Origin of the sequence: Photobacterium damselae, from assembly GCF_003026815.1 — a bacterium.
In the GTDB taxonomy this organism is placed as follows: domain Bacteria; phylum Pseudomonadota; class Gammaproteobacteria; order Enterobacterales; family Vibrionaceae; genus Photobacterium; species Photobacterium damselae.
Genome location: NZ_PYOG01000012.1, coordinates 36,845 through 51,621, shown reverse-complemented (window position 1 = coordinate 51,621; position 14,777 = coordinate 36,845). Strand labels below are relative to the sequence as shown.

The window sequence follows — 14,777 nt, the reverse complement described above, 5'->3', positions numbered from 1 at the left end:
TGGGGGTATTAGCCACGGTTAAAATATTAAACCTAAAACTTACATACAAAAAAGGCGACACCGAAGCGTCGCCTTAACTCTAGTCTAATGACTTCACAAATTACTTAGAGATGTGAGCGATTAGGTCTAGAACTTTGTTTGAGTAACCGATTTCGTTGTCGTACCAAGATACAACTTTAACGAAGTTGTCAGATAGTGCGATACCTGCAGCTGCGTCGAAGATAGAAGTACGAGTGTCACCGTTGAAGTCAGTAGAAACTACTGCATCTTCAGTGTAACCTAGGATACCTTTTAGAGAACCTTCTGAAGCATCTTTCATTGCTTTACAGATAGTTTCGTAAGAAGCACCGTTCTTAAGGTTAACAGTTAGGTCAACTACAGAAACGTTAGCAGTTGGTACGCGGAAAGCCATACCAGTTAGTTTGCCGTTTACTTCTGGAAGTACAACGCCTACAGCTTTAGCAGCACCAGTTGATGATGGGATGATGTTCTGAGAAGCACCACGACCACCACGCCAGTCTTTAGCAGAAGGACCATCTACAGTTTTTTGAGTTGCTGTAGTTGCGTGAACTGTAGTCATAAGACCAGATTCGATGCCGAAGTTATCGTTAAGAACTTTAGCGATAGGTGCTAGACAGTTAGTAGTACAAGAAGCGTTAGAAACGATGTCTTGACCAGTGTAAGTCTCGTGGTTTACACCCATAACGAACATTGGAGTTGCGTCTTTAGATGGACCAGTAAGAACAACTTTCTTAGCACCAGCTTCGATGTGCTTACGTGCCGTCTCGTCAGTTAGGAATAGACCAGTTGCTTCAGCTACTACGTCAACGTTGATAGCATCCCACTTAAGGTCAGCAGGGTTACGCTCTGCAGTTACACGTACAGTTTTGCCGTTAACGATTAGGTTACCGCCTTCAACTTCAACAGTACCGTTGAAACGGCCGTGAGTTGAATCGTACTTAAGCATGTATGCCATGTACTCAACATCGATAAGGTCGTTGATACCAACAACTTCAATGTCGTTGCGCTCTTGCGCTGCACGGAAAACAAAACGACCGATACGGCCGAAACCGTTAATACCTACTTTAATTGTCATTACAGTTGCTCCACAACTTAATTTCTAATGAAAGATAACTGGTAGTAAAATTACAGAATCATTCGTGAGCCTGCAAGCAAAAAAACAATTTAAATTGCTTGAGGTCAAAAAAATATTCGGATTTTTTTTACATTCCTACTACAACGACGTTAATTTATACAAATATTGTGTAAATATCCATCGCAACCGTTGCTATCTTTTAATATCAAGATCAAAAACAGTAAACTGTGTTTGACACTAAGAAAAATCCTTCGAGCAGAAAGTATGTGCTACATAATGATGAAATGCCAACTTTATTTACTGCTTAATAAGAAATGGTCATGCAGAAGGTTACTATATGAACAATAAAAGTCAGGCTGAATGGAAAACAATTCTCAGTGATGAGGAGTATCGAGTTTGTCGAGAACAAGGTACCGAAACTCCTTTTAGTGGAGCTCTTCTTCATAATAGAGAAAGCGGTATCTATTTTTGTACATGCTGCCGTAGCCCACTGTTTTCGTCGGTAAATAAGTACGACTCTGGTTGTGGATGGCCGAGCTTTGATGCTCCCGTTGATGCTCAAGCGATTCGCTATTTAGACGATTTTAGCCATGGAATGCAGCGGATTGAAATTCGATGTGCTAGTTGTGATAGTCATTTAGGCCATGTATTTCCTGATGGACCTAATACAACAGGGGAGCGCTACTGTGTTAATTCTGTTTCCCTAAAATTCAATACTCAATCTGATGAATAAAAATAGTTAGTGTTCTAACTATTTTTATTTGTGTTGATAATTAAAAAAATTACGTAAATATTCAAAAAAAGTGTCTATGAGTTTTTAAACGTAGGCACTATCAATAATGCAGGTTCAAAGTTTCCATCTAATAAGCTATTAACAACTTTATCTACAACTTTATCTAATGTTGATATTTCCTTAGAGCTAAAAGAGAAGTGTTGTTCCATTCGCTGATCAGACACATCAAATAATTTAAGTTGCTGTCCTGTTCGGGTCCAAATATAAGCTTGAATCAGATTATTTTCTTGAAATGCATAAGTGGCTAAGCCTTGAATCAGTTGTGGTTGAATGGCTTCGTTTGGCTCTAAATAGCTCAGTGCTGCGAGTAAGTGTTGTTTGGCTTTGTTTGAATTTTTTTGCTGTGAATAGTACGCAGCGTAGCCAAATTGTAGGGTTGTGGTTTTTACTTGTTCACTGTCTTCTTGTTTTAAAAATTGCTCTAGCGCATCTTGGCTTCCTTGGGTCCAGCGATAGTAAAGAACATTAGGATCATAGGAGTTTAAGAGTTGCTCCATGAGTTTTTGTTCTGATTGGTAAACTTGGTGCAATTTATCAATACGGTATGTTTTCCGCTCTTTCATATCAATTGGCTCTATTTGAGCTGCAAACTCCAAACAAAGCTGATATTTCTTCATATCTTTGAGTTCTTGTAAGCGTTCAATATCAGTGGGTGCTGATAGTATGCGATTTCGTTGCCAAATAAGATTGGTTCGCTGGATCCGGCACTGTCCATCATCAATATTGAGATCGTGACAGAGTTGCGGCTTTTCCTGACAGAGTCGATCGGTTGTTTTATGGCGTTCAAAACAGCCTTGTAGTGGAAGAATGCATAAACAAATAGCGGTAATTTGATAGAGTGAATAACGATCAATTGAGAGGCGCATAGGATAAAACGTATTTATAAGATAATCAGTAATACTATGCCGTTATTTTTCATCAATGCCTAATAGTGATTGGTGTAAAACAAATTTTTTTTAGATCTTGATACCAGAGTTGTGAGTTAAGTGGCAGTTTAGGTGGTGAGCATTGATCTTTTATAAAGGTGGGATAGGCTGCAACAAGGATCACAATAGAGAATGACTAAAATATGAATATGGACAGTTTACTTGATGCGATGACCCCTGCTATTTATGAGCAGCTTAGCCGTGCGGTTGAAACTGGAAAGTGGGCGAATGGGGTTCAACTTACCGATGAACAACGATCTAATGCGATGCAGGCCATGATGATTTATCAATCTCGATTTAATCAAGAAGCTCAACATATGACAGTTGCCCAAGGTGGCGAACTTAACATAAAAACCAAAACTGACTTTCAACAAGAGATAAAAGAATTAGCTAGATCTAATGAGATTTTCAGAACGAAGCTTAAGTGATAATGAGGTTATATTTCTGGTAGAAAAAAGCCGAGTGTGTTGACTCGGCTCAATTTTGAAATTGCTAATTGATCAATTAGTGCGTTAACTCACCACGTAGATCTTGTTGCATTAACGTTCGCATGCTTTCGACCGGAAGATCTTGGCTAAGTAAAAAATGTAATTTAGCAAGAGCGGCTTCAGGAGTCATATCATAGCCACTGAGTACACCTGCATCGGCAAGAGCACAGCCCGTTGCGTATCCACCCATATTCACTTTACCCGATAGACATTGGGTTAAGTTCATTACAATGACACCGCGATCGCTGGCTTCTTTTAGTTGCTCAAGAAGTTCTGGGTTTTGTGGTGCATTACCAACACCGAAGGTTAATAAAATCATCGCATTGACTGGCTGACGCAGTGTGTTTTTGATCACCTCAGGTGAGATCCCTGGATACATAGTAATTACACCGATAGGTTGGGGAATAATATTATGTACTTTAAATGGACCTTCTGGTTTTTTATTGATCTCTGCAATATTACTAACAGAAATGTTAATACCAGCCTCAAGTAATGGCGGTAGATTAGGGGAAATAAATGCCCCAAAACCGTCTGCGTGAGCTTTGGTACTGCGGTTACCGCGAATTAACTTGTTGTTAAAGAATACAGTAACTTCATTAATTGGGTAGTTTGCCGCAATATGCAGTGCATTGAGCAAGTTACTTTGACCATCAGAGCGTAGTTCAGCAAGAGGAATTTGAGAGCCTGTAACAATAACGGGCTTATCTAGGTTCTCAAACATAAATGACAGAGCTGATGCCGTATACGCCATGGTATCGGTACCGTGAAGAATGACAAAACCGTCATACTTGTCATAATTTGCTTTGATATCGTCAGCAATGCGTTGCCAATCAGAAGGCGTCATATCAGATGAATCGATCAATGGCGCGTATTCATGAATCGTAAATTCTGGCATTTCTGCACGATGGAATTCTGGCATGCTGGCAAGCTGTTTTTCCATAAAACCAGCCACAGGGATATAGCCGTGATCTGACTTTTGCATGCCGATGGTGCCACCAGTGTAAGCAATGTAGATATGTTTTCTTTCCATTATCGTGTACAGAATTATTGAGATTAGATGGGCGCATTATACTGAAACAGAATGAAGATGCGAGGGAAGTTGTTTGCGCTAGCTCAATAGAAGATGGGAAATGTGATCGAAGATGACAACGCTGTATTTGTGTTCAAATACGATATTTATCTTTGATCTGAAGCGAAAGAACCCAGACATAATGCTGGGTTCTTAGTGATGTGTATTTCCTAAGTGTGGTTCTAATTCAAGCTAACGCTTTGATGTTACTTAGGGTTAGGGATAACGCATCATTAATTGAACGTGCCACAGTTTAAGCAGAACGCATATTGACCTTTTGGATCGTTAAAGTTTGCTAACGAGGTTAGATCGGCACTGATTTTTTCAGTAACGGGAGTAATCGCTTTTGGCATATCACCCAAAACCATGGTCAATAGCTGTGTTCTTGCTTCAGTAGTAAATTGCTGCAAGAACATTTCCATTGGGCTTAATGGTTGTTGCATCCATTCAATTTGATAGTCATTGATTTTAGCAAGATCGACTGCCGCACTGATTGCTGTGTCAAAATCACCTAACTCATCAACGAGCCCTAAGCGCTTCGCATCGGCACCAGTCCAAACTCGACCTTGAGCAATCTTATCCACTTGAGCCAGTGACATATGACGGTATTTGCTAACCAGACCGATAAAGCGTTGGTAACCGTGATCAACCCCTAATTGGAAGATCTCTCCAACACCTTGAGGTAGTGCGCGAGTCACACCGACACCAGCAAACGGTGTAGTACCCACACCATCATTATAAATCCCTAGCTTATTGAGGCCTTTTTCAAATGTCGTCATCACGGCAAAGATACCAATAGAACCTGTTATTGTGGTTGGGTTGGCAATGATTTTATCGGCACTTGATGAGATCCAATAACCACCAGAAGCGGCGACACTCGACATAGAGACCACAACAGGTTTTCCTGCTTTTTGTAATGCGTCTACTTCATTACGAATTAACTCTGAAGCAAATGCACTGCCTCCTGGACTATCTACGCGAAGAATTACTGCTTTTACATTGTTATCAAATCGAGCTTCTCGTAATAATTCTGCGGTTGTATCACCGCCTGTGGTGCCCGGACGTTGAGGGCCATCAATGATTGCGCCACTTGCGATTACTACAGCAATTTTGTTTTTCGACGGTACGTTAATGTCGGTCAAACTTGCTAAGTAATCGTAGTAACTAATTTGATTAAAGTTATGGTCTTGGTCAGTACCAAATGTTTTTTCAAATTCTTGTGTCATTTCAGGATGAGTCATTAAGCTATCGACTAATCCCAGCTTAACGCTCAATTTGGCAAAATCACCATCAACTGATTTTAATGCAGCAATAAATTCAGGCAGTTTTGGTGTAAGCTCAGCGGCATCAATATTACGGTTTTTAGCGACATCACTGGTATAAGCTTGCCATAACTGGTTAAGCCATACTGTGTTTGCTTCTTTTGCCGCATCCGACATGTTGTCACGAATATAAGGCTCAATTGCTGATTTATAAGTACCCACTCGGAAGACATGAGTTGTGACGTCTAACTTCTCAAGAAGGCTCTTATAGTACAAGGTATAGCTACCATAACCGGTTAAGAGAATTGCCCCATCTGGAGACATAAAGACTTTATCTGCATAACTGGCTAGATAATATTGGCTTTGAGAAAAGTTATCGCCGTATGCATAAACCGGTTTGCCTGATTGTTTAAAGTCTGTGATGGCTTTTGCGATGTAACGAAGTTTTGTGAGGCTGGTCTCTGGCATATTTTGCAGGTTCAGCACTAACCCTTTAATGTCGTTATCACCGGAAGCTGCACGAATCGCTTCAACAATATCAAATAGAACATTTTCTTGTTGTGGCTCTTTACCCATCGCTTCACTTAATAAGCTATCGACCGGATTGACTGGATCTTTTTGCTCCACAATAGGGCCTGACAAGTCAAGAACAAGAGCGCCAGGTTGTGGCTGTGTCTCTGTGTCTTTATCACCTTGGTAAAACGCAAAAAATAGTGCGCCAACCAGAATTAAAAAGATCAGGTTTAGAACAAGCTGACGAGTAAAGCTCAGAAGATTCCATATCGCTTTACAAACTCGACCAATTCCTTTGAAGATGGTTTTCATGAATGATCCCAATACTGATGTTAACTCTATTACTCTAATATTTTGTTATATCCTAACTTACTCCCTAGCGAATTACAGTTTTTTTAAGTATTACAAATCAATTGCAATTTATTGATGGTTTGATTGAACACTTGCTAAGTTGTGAGCTCGATATAAGTCTCTCTTCATAGATTACTTTAAAATGTTTCTTAAATGTAAACAAATGTTTGAAATTTGTTCTTATTTTGGTCTACACTGGTCAGACCAATGCTATAAAGAGAAGCGGAAGCCATGGACGATAAAGCATACCCTCATCTATTAGCACCGTTGGATCTTGGTTTTACGGTACTAAAAAACAGAGTCTTAATGGGCTCAATGCACACCGGGCTGGAAGAGGCTCATGATGGATTTAAAAAATTGGCTGCTTTTTATGCTGCTCGCGCTAAGGGGGGAGTAGGATTAATTGTTACAGGAGGTTTTTCTCCTAATTTTCGAGGCCGATTACACCCATTAAGTGCCGAGTTTAGTTCTGCTCGGGCGGCTCGTGCTCATAAGACAATAACCGATGCAGTACATGAAAATGGCGGTAAGATTGCGCTTCAATTATTGCATGCTGGACGTTATGCAATGCATCCTTTTGCGCAAAGTGCATCGGCTATTCGAGCGCCTATTTCTAAATTTACTCCTTCAAAAATGAGTGAGCGTCAGATTCTGAAAACCATTGATGCTTTTGCCAAGAGCTCGGAGTTGGCACGAGAAGCTGGTTATGATGGTGTCGAATTGATGGGATCTGAAGGGTATCTCATTAATCAGTTTATTTGTGCGCGTTCCAATACTCGTTATGATAATTGGGGGGGCGAATTTACTAACCGTATTCGTTTTCCTATCGAGTTAGTGAAAGCAGTAAGAGAGCGGGTTGGCCCTGACTTTATTATTATTTTTCGTCTGTCGATGTTGGATTTGGTTGAGCAAGGCAGCACCCATCAAGAAGTTATCGAGTTAGCTCAAGCTTTGGAGCAAGCGGGCGTGACAATTATCAATACGGGAATTGGTTGGCATGAAGCGCGAATTCCCACCATCGCAACTCAAGTTCCTCGTGCCGCTTTTGCTTGGGTCACCGAAAAACTCAAACAGTATGTTTCGATTCCTCTGGTGACTTGTAACCGAATCAATACACCACAAGTGGCTGAAAATATTCTCAGTCACGGTCAAGCTGATATGGTGTCTATGGCGAGACCTTTTCTTGCCGATCCTGACTTTGTTAATAAAGCCGAGCAAAACCAAGCTGAAGATATCAATACCTGCATTGCCTGTAATCAAGCATGTCTTGACCATGTGTTTGCGGGGAAACGCGCCAGCTGCTTAGTGAATCCTCAAGCGTGTTATGAGACTGAATTAATCCTATCGCCAACAGAGAAAAAGCGAAATGTTGCCATTGTTGGGGCAGGTCCTGCTGGTATGGCATGTGCGATCGCTTTGGCTGAGAGGGGATTTTCTGTCGATTTACTTGAGAAAAATGAGTTTGTTGGTGGGCAATTTAATCTTGCTATGCAGATCCCTGGTAAAGAAGAGTTTAAAGAAACCATTCGATATTTTTCTCGTCGATTAGAACAAATGGGCGTGAAGGTAAAACTGGGTCAGGAAGCCACTCTGGATGGATTAAAAGCGTATGACGAAGTGATTATTGCAACAGGAGTACAGCCTCGAATGCCTCCTATCCCTGGAATTGATCATTCGAGCGTGATTGATTATCAAAGTTTCATTCGAGATAAGGTCTCTGTTGGGCAAAGAGTTGCGGTGATTGGTGCGGGTGGTATTGGGGTCGATGTTGCAACGTTTTTAACTGAGCCAGAAAATCAAACCTTAGAAGCATGGTTAAAAGATTGGGGCATTGAGCAGAGTATTGAGCACCCAGGTGGTTTATTTCCCTATGATGATTATGTCAGTCAGCGCCAAGTTTGGTTAATGCAGCGGAAAAAGGGCAAGGTAGGCAAAGGCCCTGGGCGAACAACAGGCTGGATTCATCGTCGGACATTAGAAAAGCGCGGGGTTGAGCTATTAGGTGGTGTTAGTTATGACCTTATTGATGATCAAGGTTTGCATATTACTGTTGAGGGCCAGCAACGAATTTTAGCTGTCGATAATATTATTATTTGTGCCGGGCAGCGCTCTGTCGATGGTTTAGTTCAACCTTTGCAGGAGCTTGGGGTGAATGTGCATGTGATAGGCGGGGCTGATCATGCCGGTGAGGTTGATGCCAAACGTGTGATTCGCCAAGGGGTTGAGTTAGCGGCTAAGTTGTAGTGCATCTTAGTGAGCTTGTGATATCTTAAGCAAGATAAATAGAATCATTTTCATTCGAGGTTGTTATGGATGCGCTAACACTACTTTTAAATCGTCGTTCGTTGCCACGTTTGGCTGAACCAGCACCATCTGGTGAGGCGTTGGAGAATATCCTTCGAGCAGGTTTGCGCGCCCCCGATCATGGCGGTTTAACTCCATGGCGCTTTATTGTCTCTCAAGGGGATGGACTGCAAAAATTGGCGGATATTTTGGTTTCTGCTGCTAAGGCCGATGAATTAGACGATTTTGTCGTTGAAAAAGCGTCAAATGCACCGTTTAGAGCTCCAATGGTGATTACTGTGGTCGCAAAAGTTACCTCGGGTCATAAAGTACCAGTCTTTGAACAGCATCTATCTGCTGGGTGTGCTACTCAAGCGATGCAAATGGCGGCAGTGGCGCAAGGTTTTTCTGGTTTTTGGCGTACTGGCTCTTGGGCTTATCATCCAGTGGTGCGTGAAGCATTAGGTGTTCAAGGTGAAGATATGATCGTGGGCTTTTTGTATCTAGGTACCCCTTCATGCCGAGAAGCCAAAGTGCATGAACAAGACTTAGCTAAGTTTGTTGAATACCTATAACGTCTGTCGAAGTGAGTCTTATCGCCAATTTTCGGGTAAATTTGTCCTGAAAATTGGCGGTTTTATTATTTATGCCGCGTAATTTATCTCTCTTTGAGATTTATCAAACTATTCAACTTACTTGATTCCCATGTAAAGGTGACAGATCTTGTTGGCAGGAGTAGAATCTTCCGCTCTGTAAAATTTATCTGGAGCGCTGCATGGAAAATGTTCGCCTAACCCAATACAGCCACGGTGCTGGATGTGGTTGTAAAATTTCTCCTCAGGTACTTGATACCATCCTTCGTACTCAAATTGCCCCATTTGCTGATCCAAATCTACTTGTTGGCAATGAAAGCAAAGATGACGCAGCCGTTTACGATCTTGGTAACGGTACTGCAGTGATCAGTACGACTGACTTCTTTATGCCGATTGTTGATGACCCATATGATTTTGGTCGTATCGCGGCAACAAACGCAATCAGCGATATCTATGCGATGGGTGGCAAGCCGATTATGGCAATTGCAATCTTGGGTTGGCCTGTCAATGTTCTTGCTCCTGAAATTGCACAAAAAGTGATTGAAGGTGGCCGTGCCGTTTGCCGTGATGCTGGTATCTCTCTTGCTGGTGGTCACTCAATTGATGCTCCAGAGCCTATTTTCGGTTTAGCTGTAACAGGTATTGTTGATACCGATCGCATTAAGCGTAATGACAAGGCTGAAGCGGGCTGTAAATTGTTCTTAACCAAACCTCTTGGCATTGGTGTATTAACTACGGCTGAGAAAAAGTCTAAGTTAGCAGAAGAGCATAAAGGTCTGGCTCGTGACTGGATGTGTAAGCTGAATAAACCAGGTGCTGATTTTGCTGATGTTTCTGGTGTGAAAGCACTAACTGATGTCACAGGTTTTGGTCTGCTTGGTCACTTAAGTGAGATCTGTGAAGGCAGTGGCGTAAAAGCAAAAGTATGGTTTGATCAAGTACCTCATCTTCCTGGTGTATTTGATTATATCGAACAAGGCTGTGTTCCTGGTGGTACTGAGCGTAATTTCGCAAGTTATGGCGATAAAATTGCACCAATGACCGCAGAGCAAAAAGCGCTACTTTGCGATCCTCAAACATCAGGCGGTTTACTACTAGCGGTTGCACCTGGCTCTGAAGATGAAATTGCGGAAATCGCAAAACATCACAATATTGAGCTTCAAGCGATTGGTGAACTGTTTGAGCAAGATGGCTCTGCACTAATTGAGGTTTGCTAATGTCACGTCCAAACTGTGAAGATTTTCGTCAACTATTTGTCAACGATGTACCTTTAATGGACATGCGAGCTCCGATTGAGTTTGAACAAGGGGCATTCCCGATGTCAACCAATCTTCCATTAATGACAAACAGTGAGCGAGAAGCGGTAGGGACTTGTTATAAAGAGCAAGGACAAGACGCTGCAATTGCATTAGGCCATGAATTAGTTTGTGGTGATGTTAAAGCGCAGCGTGTTGCTCAATGGAAAGCATTTTGTGAAGCTAATCCAAATGGTTATCTATACTGTTTCCGCGGTGGCCAACGTTCGCAAATCACGCAACTTTGGTTAAAAGAAGCTGGCATTGATTACCCTTATGTTGTTGGTGGTTACAAAGCGTTGCGCCGTTTTCTGATTGACACTATTGATCAAGTGGCTGAAATGCCAATGTTGATTGTTGGTGGTAATACAGGTAGCGGTAAAACGATTATGGTTAATGAGCTGGCAAATGGTATTGATCTTGAGGGTGCAGCTCATCACCGAGGTTCATCGTTTGGTCGTTTTGCTACTGAGCAACATACTCAAATTGCGTTTGAGAACAATCTTGCGGTGCAGATGCTCAAGAAGTTAGACCACGGCATGACCAGTTTTGTGTATGAAGATGAAGGTCGTCATATTGGTTCAGTAAATCTTCCTGTTTCACTGCACGAACAGATGAAACAAGCGAAAGTTGCGGTGGTCCAAGATCCTATGGATGTCCGTTTAGAGCGCTTGATGGATGATTATGTCATTCGCATGCAACGTGATTTTGTCGCATTACATGGCGAAGAAGAAGGATGGTTTGAATTCTCTGAATACTTATCACATAGCATGATGGGAATTCATCGTCGCCTTGGTCATGAGCGCTATGAACAACTGGTTGAAGCACAAAAACAAGCAGTGGCTCAGATGCGAGCAACGGGTTCTGTTGATGGGCACTATGCATGGTTACAACCGCTACTTGAGCAGTACTACGACCCAATGTATACCTATCAATTAGAGAAAAAAGCGGAGCGTATTGTGTTCCGTGGTGATTACCAAACCGTGAAAGAGTGGTTAGCAGCGCAAGCTAAGTAATCGTAATCGCGTTTTATAGTTGAAATACTAAAGACCTTGTTACTCATTTTTATTGTTATGAGTAACGAGGTCTTTTTGTTTTTAAGGGTTATTCTATGGCGTAGGCTCTTTTTTCGGCACTTCAGGAATTAACATAAAATGACCATCTTGGTGTAATATCGTATTAATTTCTTCGATATAGCGCTGGCCAATTTGTGAGTAATGAATTAACTCTGGTGCTAGAGCTGTAGCTGTTAATGGCAGCCCCTCAGCTCGAAGTTGCGCTCGTTTGTCGCGTAGCGGTTGGAATTCTGGGTTGGTATTCATATTTAAGAAATAGGCATCAACCGCGTGTTGCAATGAATTAAATCGAGCCACTTCATGATAATTTTTACTGTCTTTCTCTTCTAATGGTGCAAGGCCACAACCTGGGCTGTAACACCACAGACCAAAGTAGTTATCACCCTCAACAGCAAAGCGAGATGTTCCCCAACCCGATTCAATAGCGGCCTGGCTCAATACCAATGGTACGGGTAAAATATCAACCCTGTCGAGTAACCCGGTTAACCATTGTTGTGAAATTGGCTCCGATGTCTTTTCATCATGAGCTGGCATTGGCCATGCATAATGATTGGAAAGTCGGATCAGAAAAGCATTTTTCTCAGTCATCTTCTCTGGTTTTTTCATTAGAGCTAATAAATTCTCACGGTCTTTAAGAATCGCGTTGTTCTCTCTAACGATATCTGGGGTGAGGTACTGGAAAAAGGCTTTTTTCTTATCAGCTTCACTATCAATAACGGCAAAGTTGGGTTTGTTATTGAGAATCTGTTCCATCATGATAGGTGAAGGTGCGAGATCCACTTGATGATCGTTGCGCACCTTGGCTTTATAAATAGCGGCGGCACTGACTGCTGCCACTAATGTAATAACGCCTACTGTCGTGATTCTTGTCATATGAAAAAGGGTTTCTAATACAATTTTCGCGATACCTTACGCTTATCGGTAACAAGCTGCAAGTTCTTGTGTTGAATATACTGTGTTTTCATCCAGTGTTTTATTGCTCTCATTTAGATATTTCGCTACAGTACACAAATATTAGTTTAGCTCTCATTATCTTATGTCACGTTTATATATCGCAGAAAAACCCAGTTTAGGTCGCGCTATTGCTACTGTTTTACCTAAGCCTCATAAAAACAATAATGGCTATATTGAGGTCGGAAATGGCGATATTGTGACTTGGTGTATTGGTCATTTACTAGAGCAAGTAGAACCTGATGCTTACGATGAACGTTACAAAAAATGGAATCTGGCTGATTTACCTATAGTCCCTGAAAAATGGCAGTTGATTCCTCGTAAGGCGGCAAAACAACAGCTTGCCGTGATCAAGAAATTAGCTAAAAGTGCTACTGAGATTGTCCACGCTGGCGACCCAGATCGTGAAGGGCAGCTGTTAGTCGATGAAGTGATTGACTATGTTAAGGTTTCACAAAGTAAAAAAAATGCAGCACAACGTCTGCTTATTTCTGATTTAAACCCCGCCGCAGTTAAAAAAGCGCTGGCATCTATGCGGAGTAATAAAGAGTTTATACCATTGTCTGTATCGGCCTTAGCGCGCTCTCGTGCTGATTGGCTTTATGGTATGAACATGACTCGTGCGTATACGCTATTGGGGCAGAAAGGAGGCTATCGTGGCGTATTGTCGGTAGGGCGGGTACAAACACCTGTTTTAGGCTTAGTGACGCGACGAGATGATGAGATTGCAAATTTTATCCCTAAACCTTTTTTTGAGGTATTTGCTCTGATCCCTTATCAAGAGCAAGAGATTCGAGCTAAGTGGCAACCAAGTAAAGCTTGTGAGCCATATCAAGATGAAGATGGCCGAATACTGAGTCGTCCTTTGTGCGAAAATGTGGTGAAACGCATTAAGGGCCAACCAGCAACGGTAATAGAATCTGAGCGTAAAGAAACCAAACAAGCGCCGCCGTTACCGTATTCATTGTCAGCGCTTCAAATTGATGCGGCAAAACGTTACAACATGAGTGCGGCAGATGTATTATCAACCTGCCAATCTTTATATGAAAAACATAAAGCGATCACTTACCCTCGTTCTGATTGTCGTCATCTACCGTTAGATCACTACAAGCAAGCCAGCAGTGTCACTCAAGCGATAGGAACTACGTGTCCTGCATTAGCGAATGGCGTTGCACAGGCTAATCTGAGCTTAAAATCAAAAGCGTGGAATGATAAAAAAGTCGATGCTCACCATGCGATTATTCCGACCCCAAAATCTGTGAATCCTCAAAGCTTAAACGGTTATGAGGAGAAGATTTATCAATTGATTGCGCGACAATATTTGATGCAGTTTTACCCTGCGGCTATTTATGCAGAAGCTAAGCTGGTGTTTGATATCGCCAATGGTCACTTTATTGCTAAAGGACGTCAGTTAATGTCTGGTGGATGGCGAACTTTGTTAGGACGCGATGATGCCACAGACAGCGACGATGCTGGGTTAGCAGATAAAGTTCCGCCGTTGGATAAAGGCACCGTTTTAACTTGTCGTGATGGGGAAATAAAAGACAAGATGACAGAGCCTCCTAAAGCGTTTACCGAAGCGACCTTACTGCAAGCGATGACGGGAATTGCTCGTTTTGTTTCTGATGCCTCATTAAAGAAAATTTTACGTGATACTGATGGGTTAGGAACTGAAGCAACCCGAGCCGGCATTTTGGATATTTTGTTTAAAAGGCAGTTATTACATCGTCAGGGTAAGGCTATTCATGCAACCGATGCCGGTAGAGGGTTAATTTATGCTTTACCAGATGAGTCTACGTATCCAGATATGACTGCCCATTGGGAGCACCAGTTACAAGATATGGCAGAGAGAAACTATGCTTATCAGCCCTTTATGGCAGCATTGACCACTCAAGTGACGCAGCTTATGGAGAAAGTCAAAACCTGCGAGGTGCCAGAGAGTTTACGTTCGTTAACTTCGCCTGAGCCCAAAAAAGGGGTTGGTAAAAAGCGTAACTACTCGCGTAAATCAGGCGCGCAAACCAGTAAGAGTGGTGTAACTAAACAGCGTTCAACGCGCCGTGCTTCAAAGTAAAAAGAAA

The 14,777-nt window shown here is 42.0% G+C and carries 12 protein-coding genes; 7 read left to right on the top strand and 5 right to left on the bottom strand.

Translation table 11 applies throughout. The features are described 5' to 3' along the window. Positions 1-100: 100 nt before the first annotated feature. A complete protein-coding gene (gene gap, locus CTN07_RS12265; RefSeq protein ID WP_005298326.1) occupies positions 101-1,096 on the bottom strand; it encodes a type I glyceraldehyde-3-phosphate dehydrogenase in 996 nt (331 codons plus the stop codon). Positions 1,097-1,433: 337 nt separating this feature from the next. Between gap and msrB the strand changes: the two genes are divergently transcribed. Next, entirely contained in the window at positions 1,434-1,829 is a 396-nt protein-coding gene (gene msrB / locus CTN07_RS12260) for a peptide-methionine (R)-S-oxide reductase MsrB (RefSeq protein ID WP_036763451.1), read from the top strand. Between the two features lie 74 nt (positions 1,830-1,903). On the opposite strand, the gene CTN07_RS12255 is transcribed toward msrB, so the two are convergent. Further along, positions 1,904-2,755 (bottom strand): DUF2989 domain-containing protein, encoded by an 852-nt coding sequence (locus tag CTN07_RS12255; RefSeq protein ID WP_005298327.1) that lies wholly within the window; start codon positions 2,753-2,755, stop codon positions 1,904-1,906. Between the two features lie 203 nt (positions 2,756-2,958). On the opposite strand from CTN07_RS12255, the gene CTN07_RS12250 reads away from it, so the two are divergent. Then, on the top strand, positions 2,959-3,243 hold the full coding sequence (locus CTN07_RS12250) for a YeaC family protein (protein ID WP_036763453.1): 285 nt from the start codon (positions 2,959-2,961) through the stop codon (positions 3,241-3,243). Positions 3,244-3,319: 76 nt separating this feature from the next. Here the strand turns inward: CTN07_RS12250 and ansA are convergent, their stop codons facing one another. Both ansA and sppA read right to left on the bottom strand, forming a co-directional pair. Continuing rightward, positions 3,320-4,333 (bottom strand): asparaginase, encoded by a 1,014-nt coding sequence (gene ansA, locus CTN07_RS12245; protein ID WP_036763455.1) that lies wholly within the window; start codon positions 4,331-4,333, stop codon positions 3,320-3,322. 272 nt (positions 4,334-4,605) lie between these two features. After that, positions 4,606-6,459: a signal peptide peptidase SppA gene (gene sppA / locus CTN07_RS12240; RefSeq protein WP_005298331.1), complete on the bottom strand. Its 1,854-nt coding sequence runs from the start codon at positions 6,457-6,459 to the stop codon at positions 4,606-4,608. Positions 6,460-6,729: 270 nt separating this feature from the next. Here sppA and CTN07_RS12235 point away from each other — a divergent pair, with 270 nt between their 5' ends. The 4 genes from CTN07_RS12235 (at position 6,730) to mnmH (ending at position 11,685) form a co-directional block, all read left to right on the top strand. Then, positions 6,730-8,742, top strand: coding sequence for an NADPH-dependent 2,4-dienoyl-CoA reductase (locus CTN07_RS12235; protein WP_036763457.1), 2,013 nt, complete (start codon positions 6,730-6,732; stop codon positions 8,740-8,742). 65 nt (positions 8,743-8,807) lie between these two features. Next, positions 8,808-9,356 carry an NAD(P)H nitroreductase gene (locus CTN07_RS12230; protein WP_005298332.1) on the top strand — a complete coding sequence of 183 codons (549 nt, stop codon included), beginning with the start codon at positions 8,808-8,810 and terminating at the stop codon, positions 9,354-9,356. Positions 9,357-9,556: 200 nt separating this feature from the next. Then, entirely contained in the window at positions 9,557-10,591 is a 1,035-nt protein-coding gene (selD, locus tag CTN07_RS12225; RefSeq protein ID WP_005298333.1) for a selenide, water dikinase SelD, read from the top strand. Continuing rightward, positions 10,591-11,685 carry a tRNA 2-selenouridine(34) synthase MnmH gene (gene mnmH, locus CTN07_RS12220; protein ID WP_005298334.1) on the top strand — a complete coding sequence of 365 codons (1,095 nt, stop codon included), beginning with the start codon at positions 10,591-10,593 and terminating at the stop codon, positions 11,683-11,685. The genes selD and mnmH overlap by 1 nt, the downstream gene beginning before the upstream one ends. Before the next feature lie 93 nt (positions 11,686-11,778). Here mnmH and CTN07_RS12215 read toward each other — a convergent pair whose 3' ends face one another. Further along, a complete protein-coding gene (locus CTN07_RS12215) occupies positions 11,779-12,618 on the bottom strand; it encodes a glucosaminidase domain-containing protein (protein WP_005298335.1) in 840 nt (279 codons plus the stop codon). A gap of 163 nt (positions 12,619-12,781) precedes the next feature. On the opposite strand from CTN07_RS12215, the gene CTN07_RS12210 reads away from it, so the two are divergent. After that, positions 12,782-14,770, top strand: a complete 1,989-nt coding sequence (locus CTN07_RS12210; protein ID WP_005298337.1) for a DNA topoisomerase III — start codon at positions 12,782-12,784, stop codon at positions 14,768-14,770. Positions 14,771-14,777 lie beyond the last annotated feature (7 nt).

Excerpts from the sequence above, each read along its gene's own strand:
- gap (WP_005298326.1), bottom strand. The coding sequence starts at position 1,096 with ATGACAATTAAAGTAGGTATTAACGGTTTCGGCCGTATCGGTCGTTTT.
- msrB (WP_036763451.1), top strand. The coding sequence starts at position 1,434 with ATGAACAATAAAAGTCAGGCTGAATGGAAAACAATTCTCAGTGATGAG.
- CTN07_RS12255 (WP_005298327.1), bottom strand. The coding sequence starts at position 2,755 with ATGCGCCTCTCAATTGATCGTTATTCACTCTATCAAATTACCGCTATT.
- CTN07_RS12250 (WP_036763453.1), top strand. The coding sequence starts at position 2,959 with ATGAATATGGACAGTTTACTTGATGCGATGACCCCTGCTATTTATGAG.
- ansA (WP_036763455.1), bottom strand. The coding sequence starts at position 4,333 with ATGGAAAGAAAACATATCTACATTGCTTACACTGGTGGCACCATCGGC.
- sppA (WP_005298331.1), bottom strand. The coding sequence starts at position 6,459 with ATGAAAACCATCTTCAAAGGAATTGGTCGAGTTTGTAAAGCGATATGG.
- CTN07_RS12235 (WP_036763457.1), top strand. The coding sequence starts at position 6,730 with ATGGACGATAAAGCATACCCTCATCTATTAGCACCGTTGGATCTTGGT.
- CTN07_RS12230 (WP_005298332.1), top strand. The coding sequence starts at position 8,808 with ATGGATGCGCTAACACTACTTTTAAATCGTCGTTCGTTGCCACGTTTG.
- selD (WP_005298333.1), top strand. The coding sequence starts at position 9,557 with ATGGAAAATGTTCGCCTAACCCAATACAGCCACGGTGCTGGATGTGGT.
- mnmH (WP_005298334.1), top strand. The coding sequence starts at position 10,591 with ATGTCACGTCCAAACTGTGAAGATTTTCGTCAACTATTTGTCAACGAT.
- CTN07_RS12215 (WP_005298335.1), bottom strand. The coding sequence starts at position 12,618 with ATGACAAGAATCACGACAGTAGGCGTTATTACATTAGTGGCAGCAGTC.
- CTN07_RS12210 (WP_005298337.1), top strand. The coding sequence starts at position 12,782 with ATGTCACGTTTATATATCGCAGAAAAACCCAGTTTAGGTCGCGCTATT.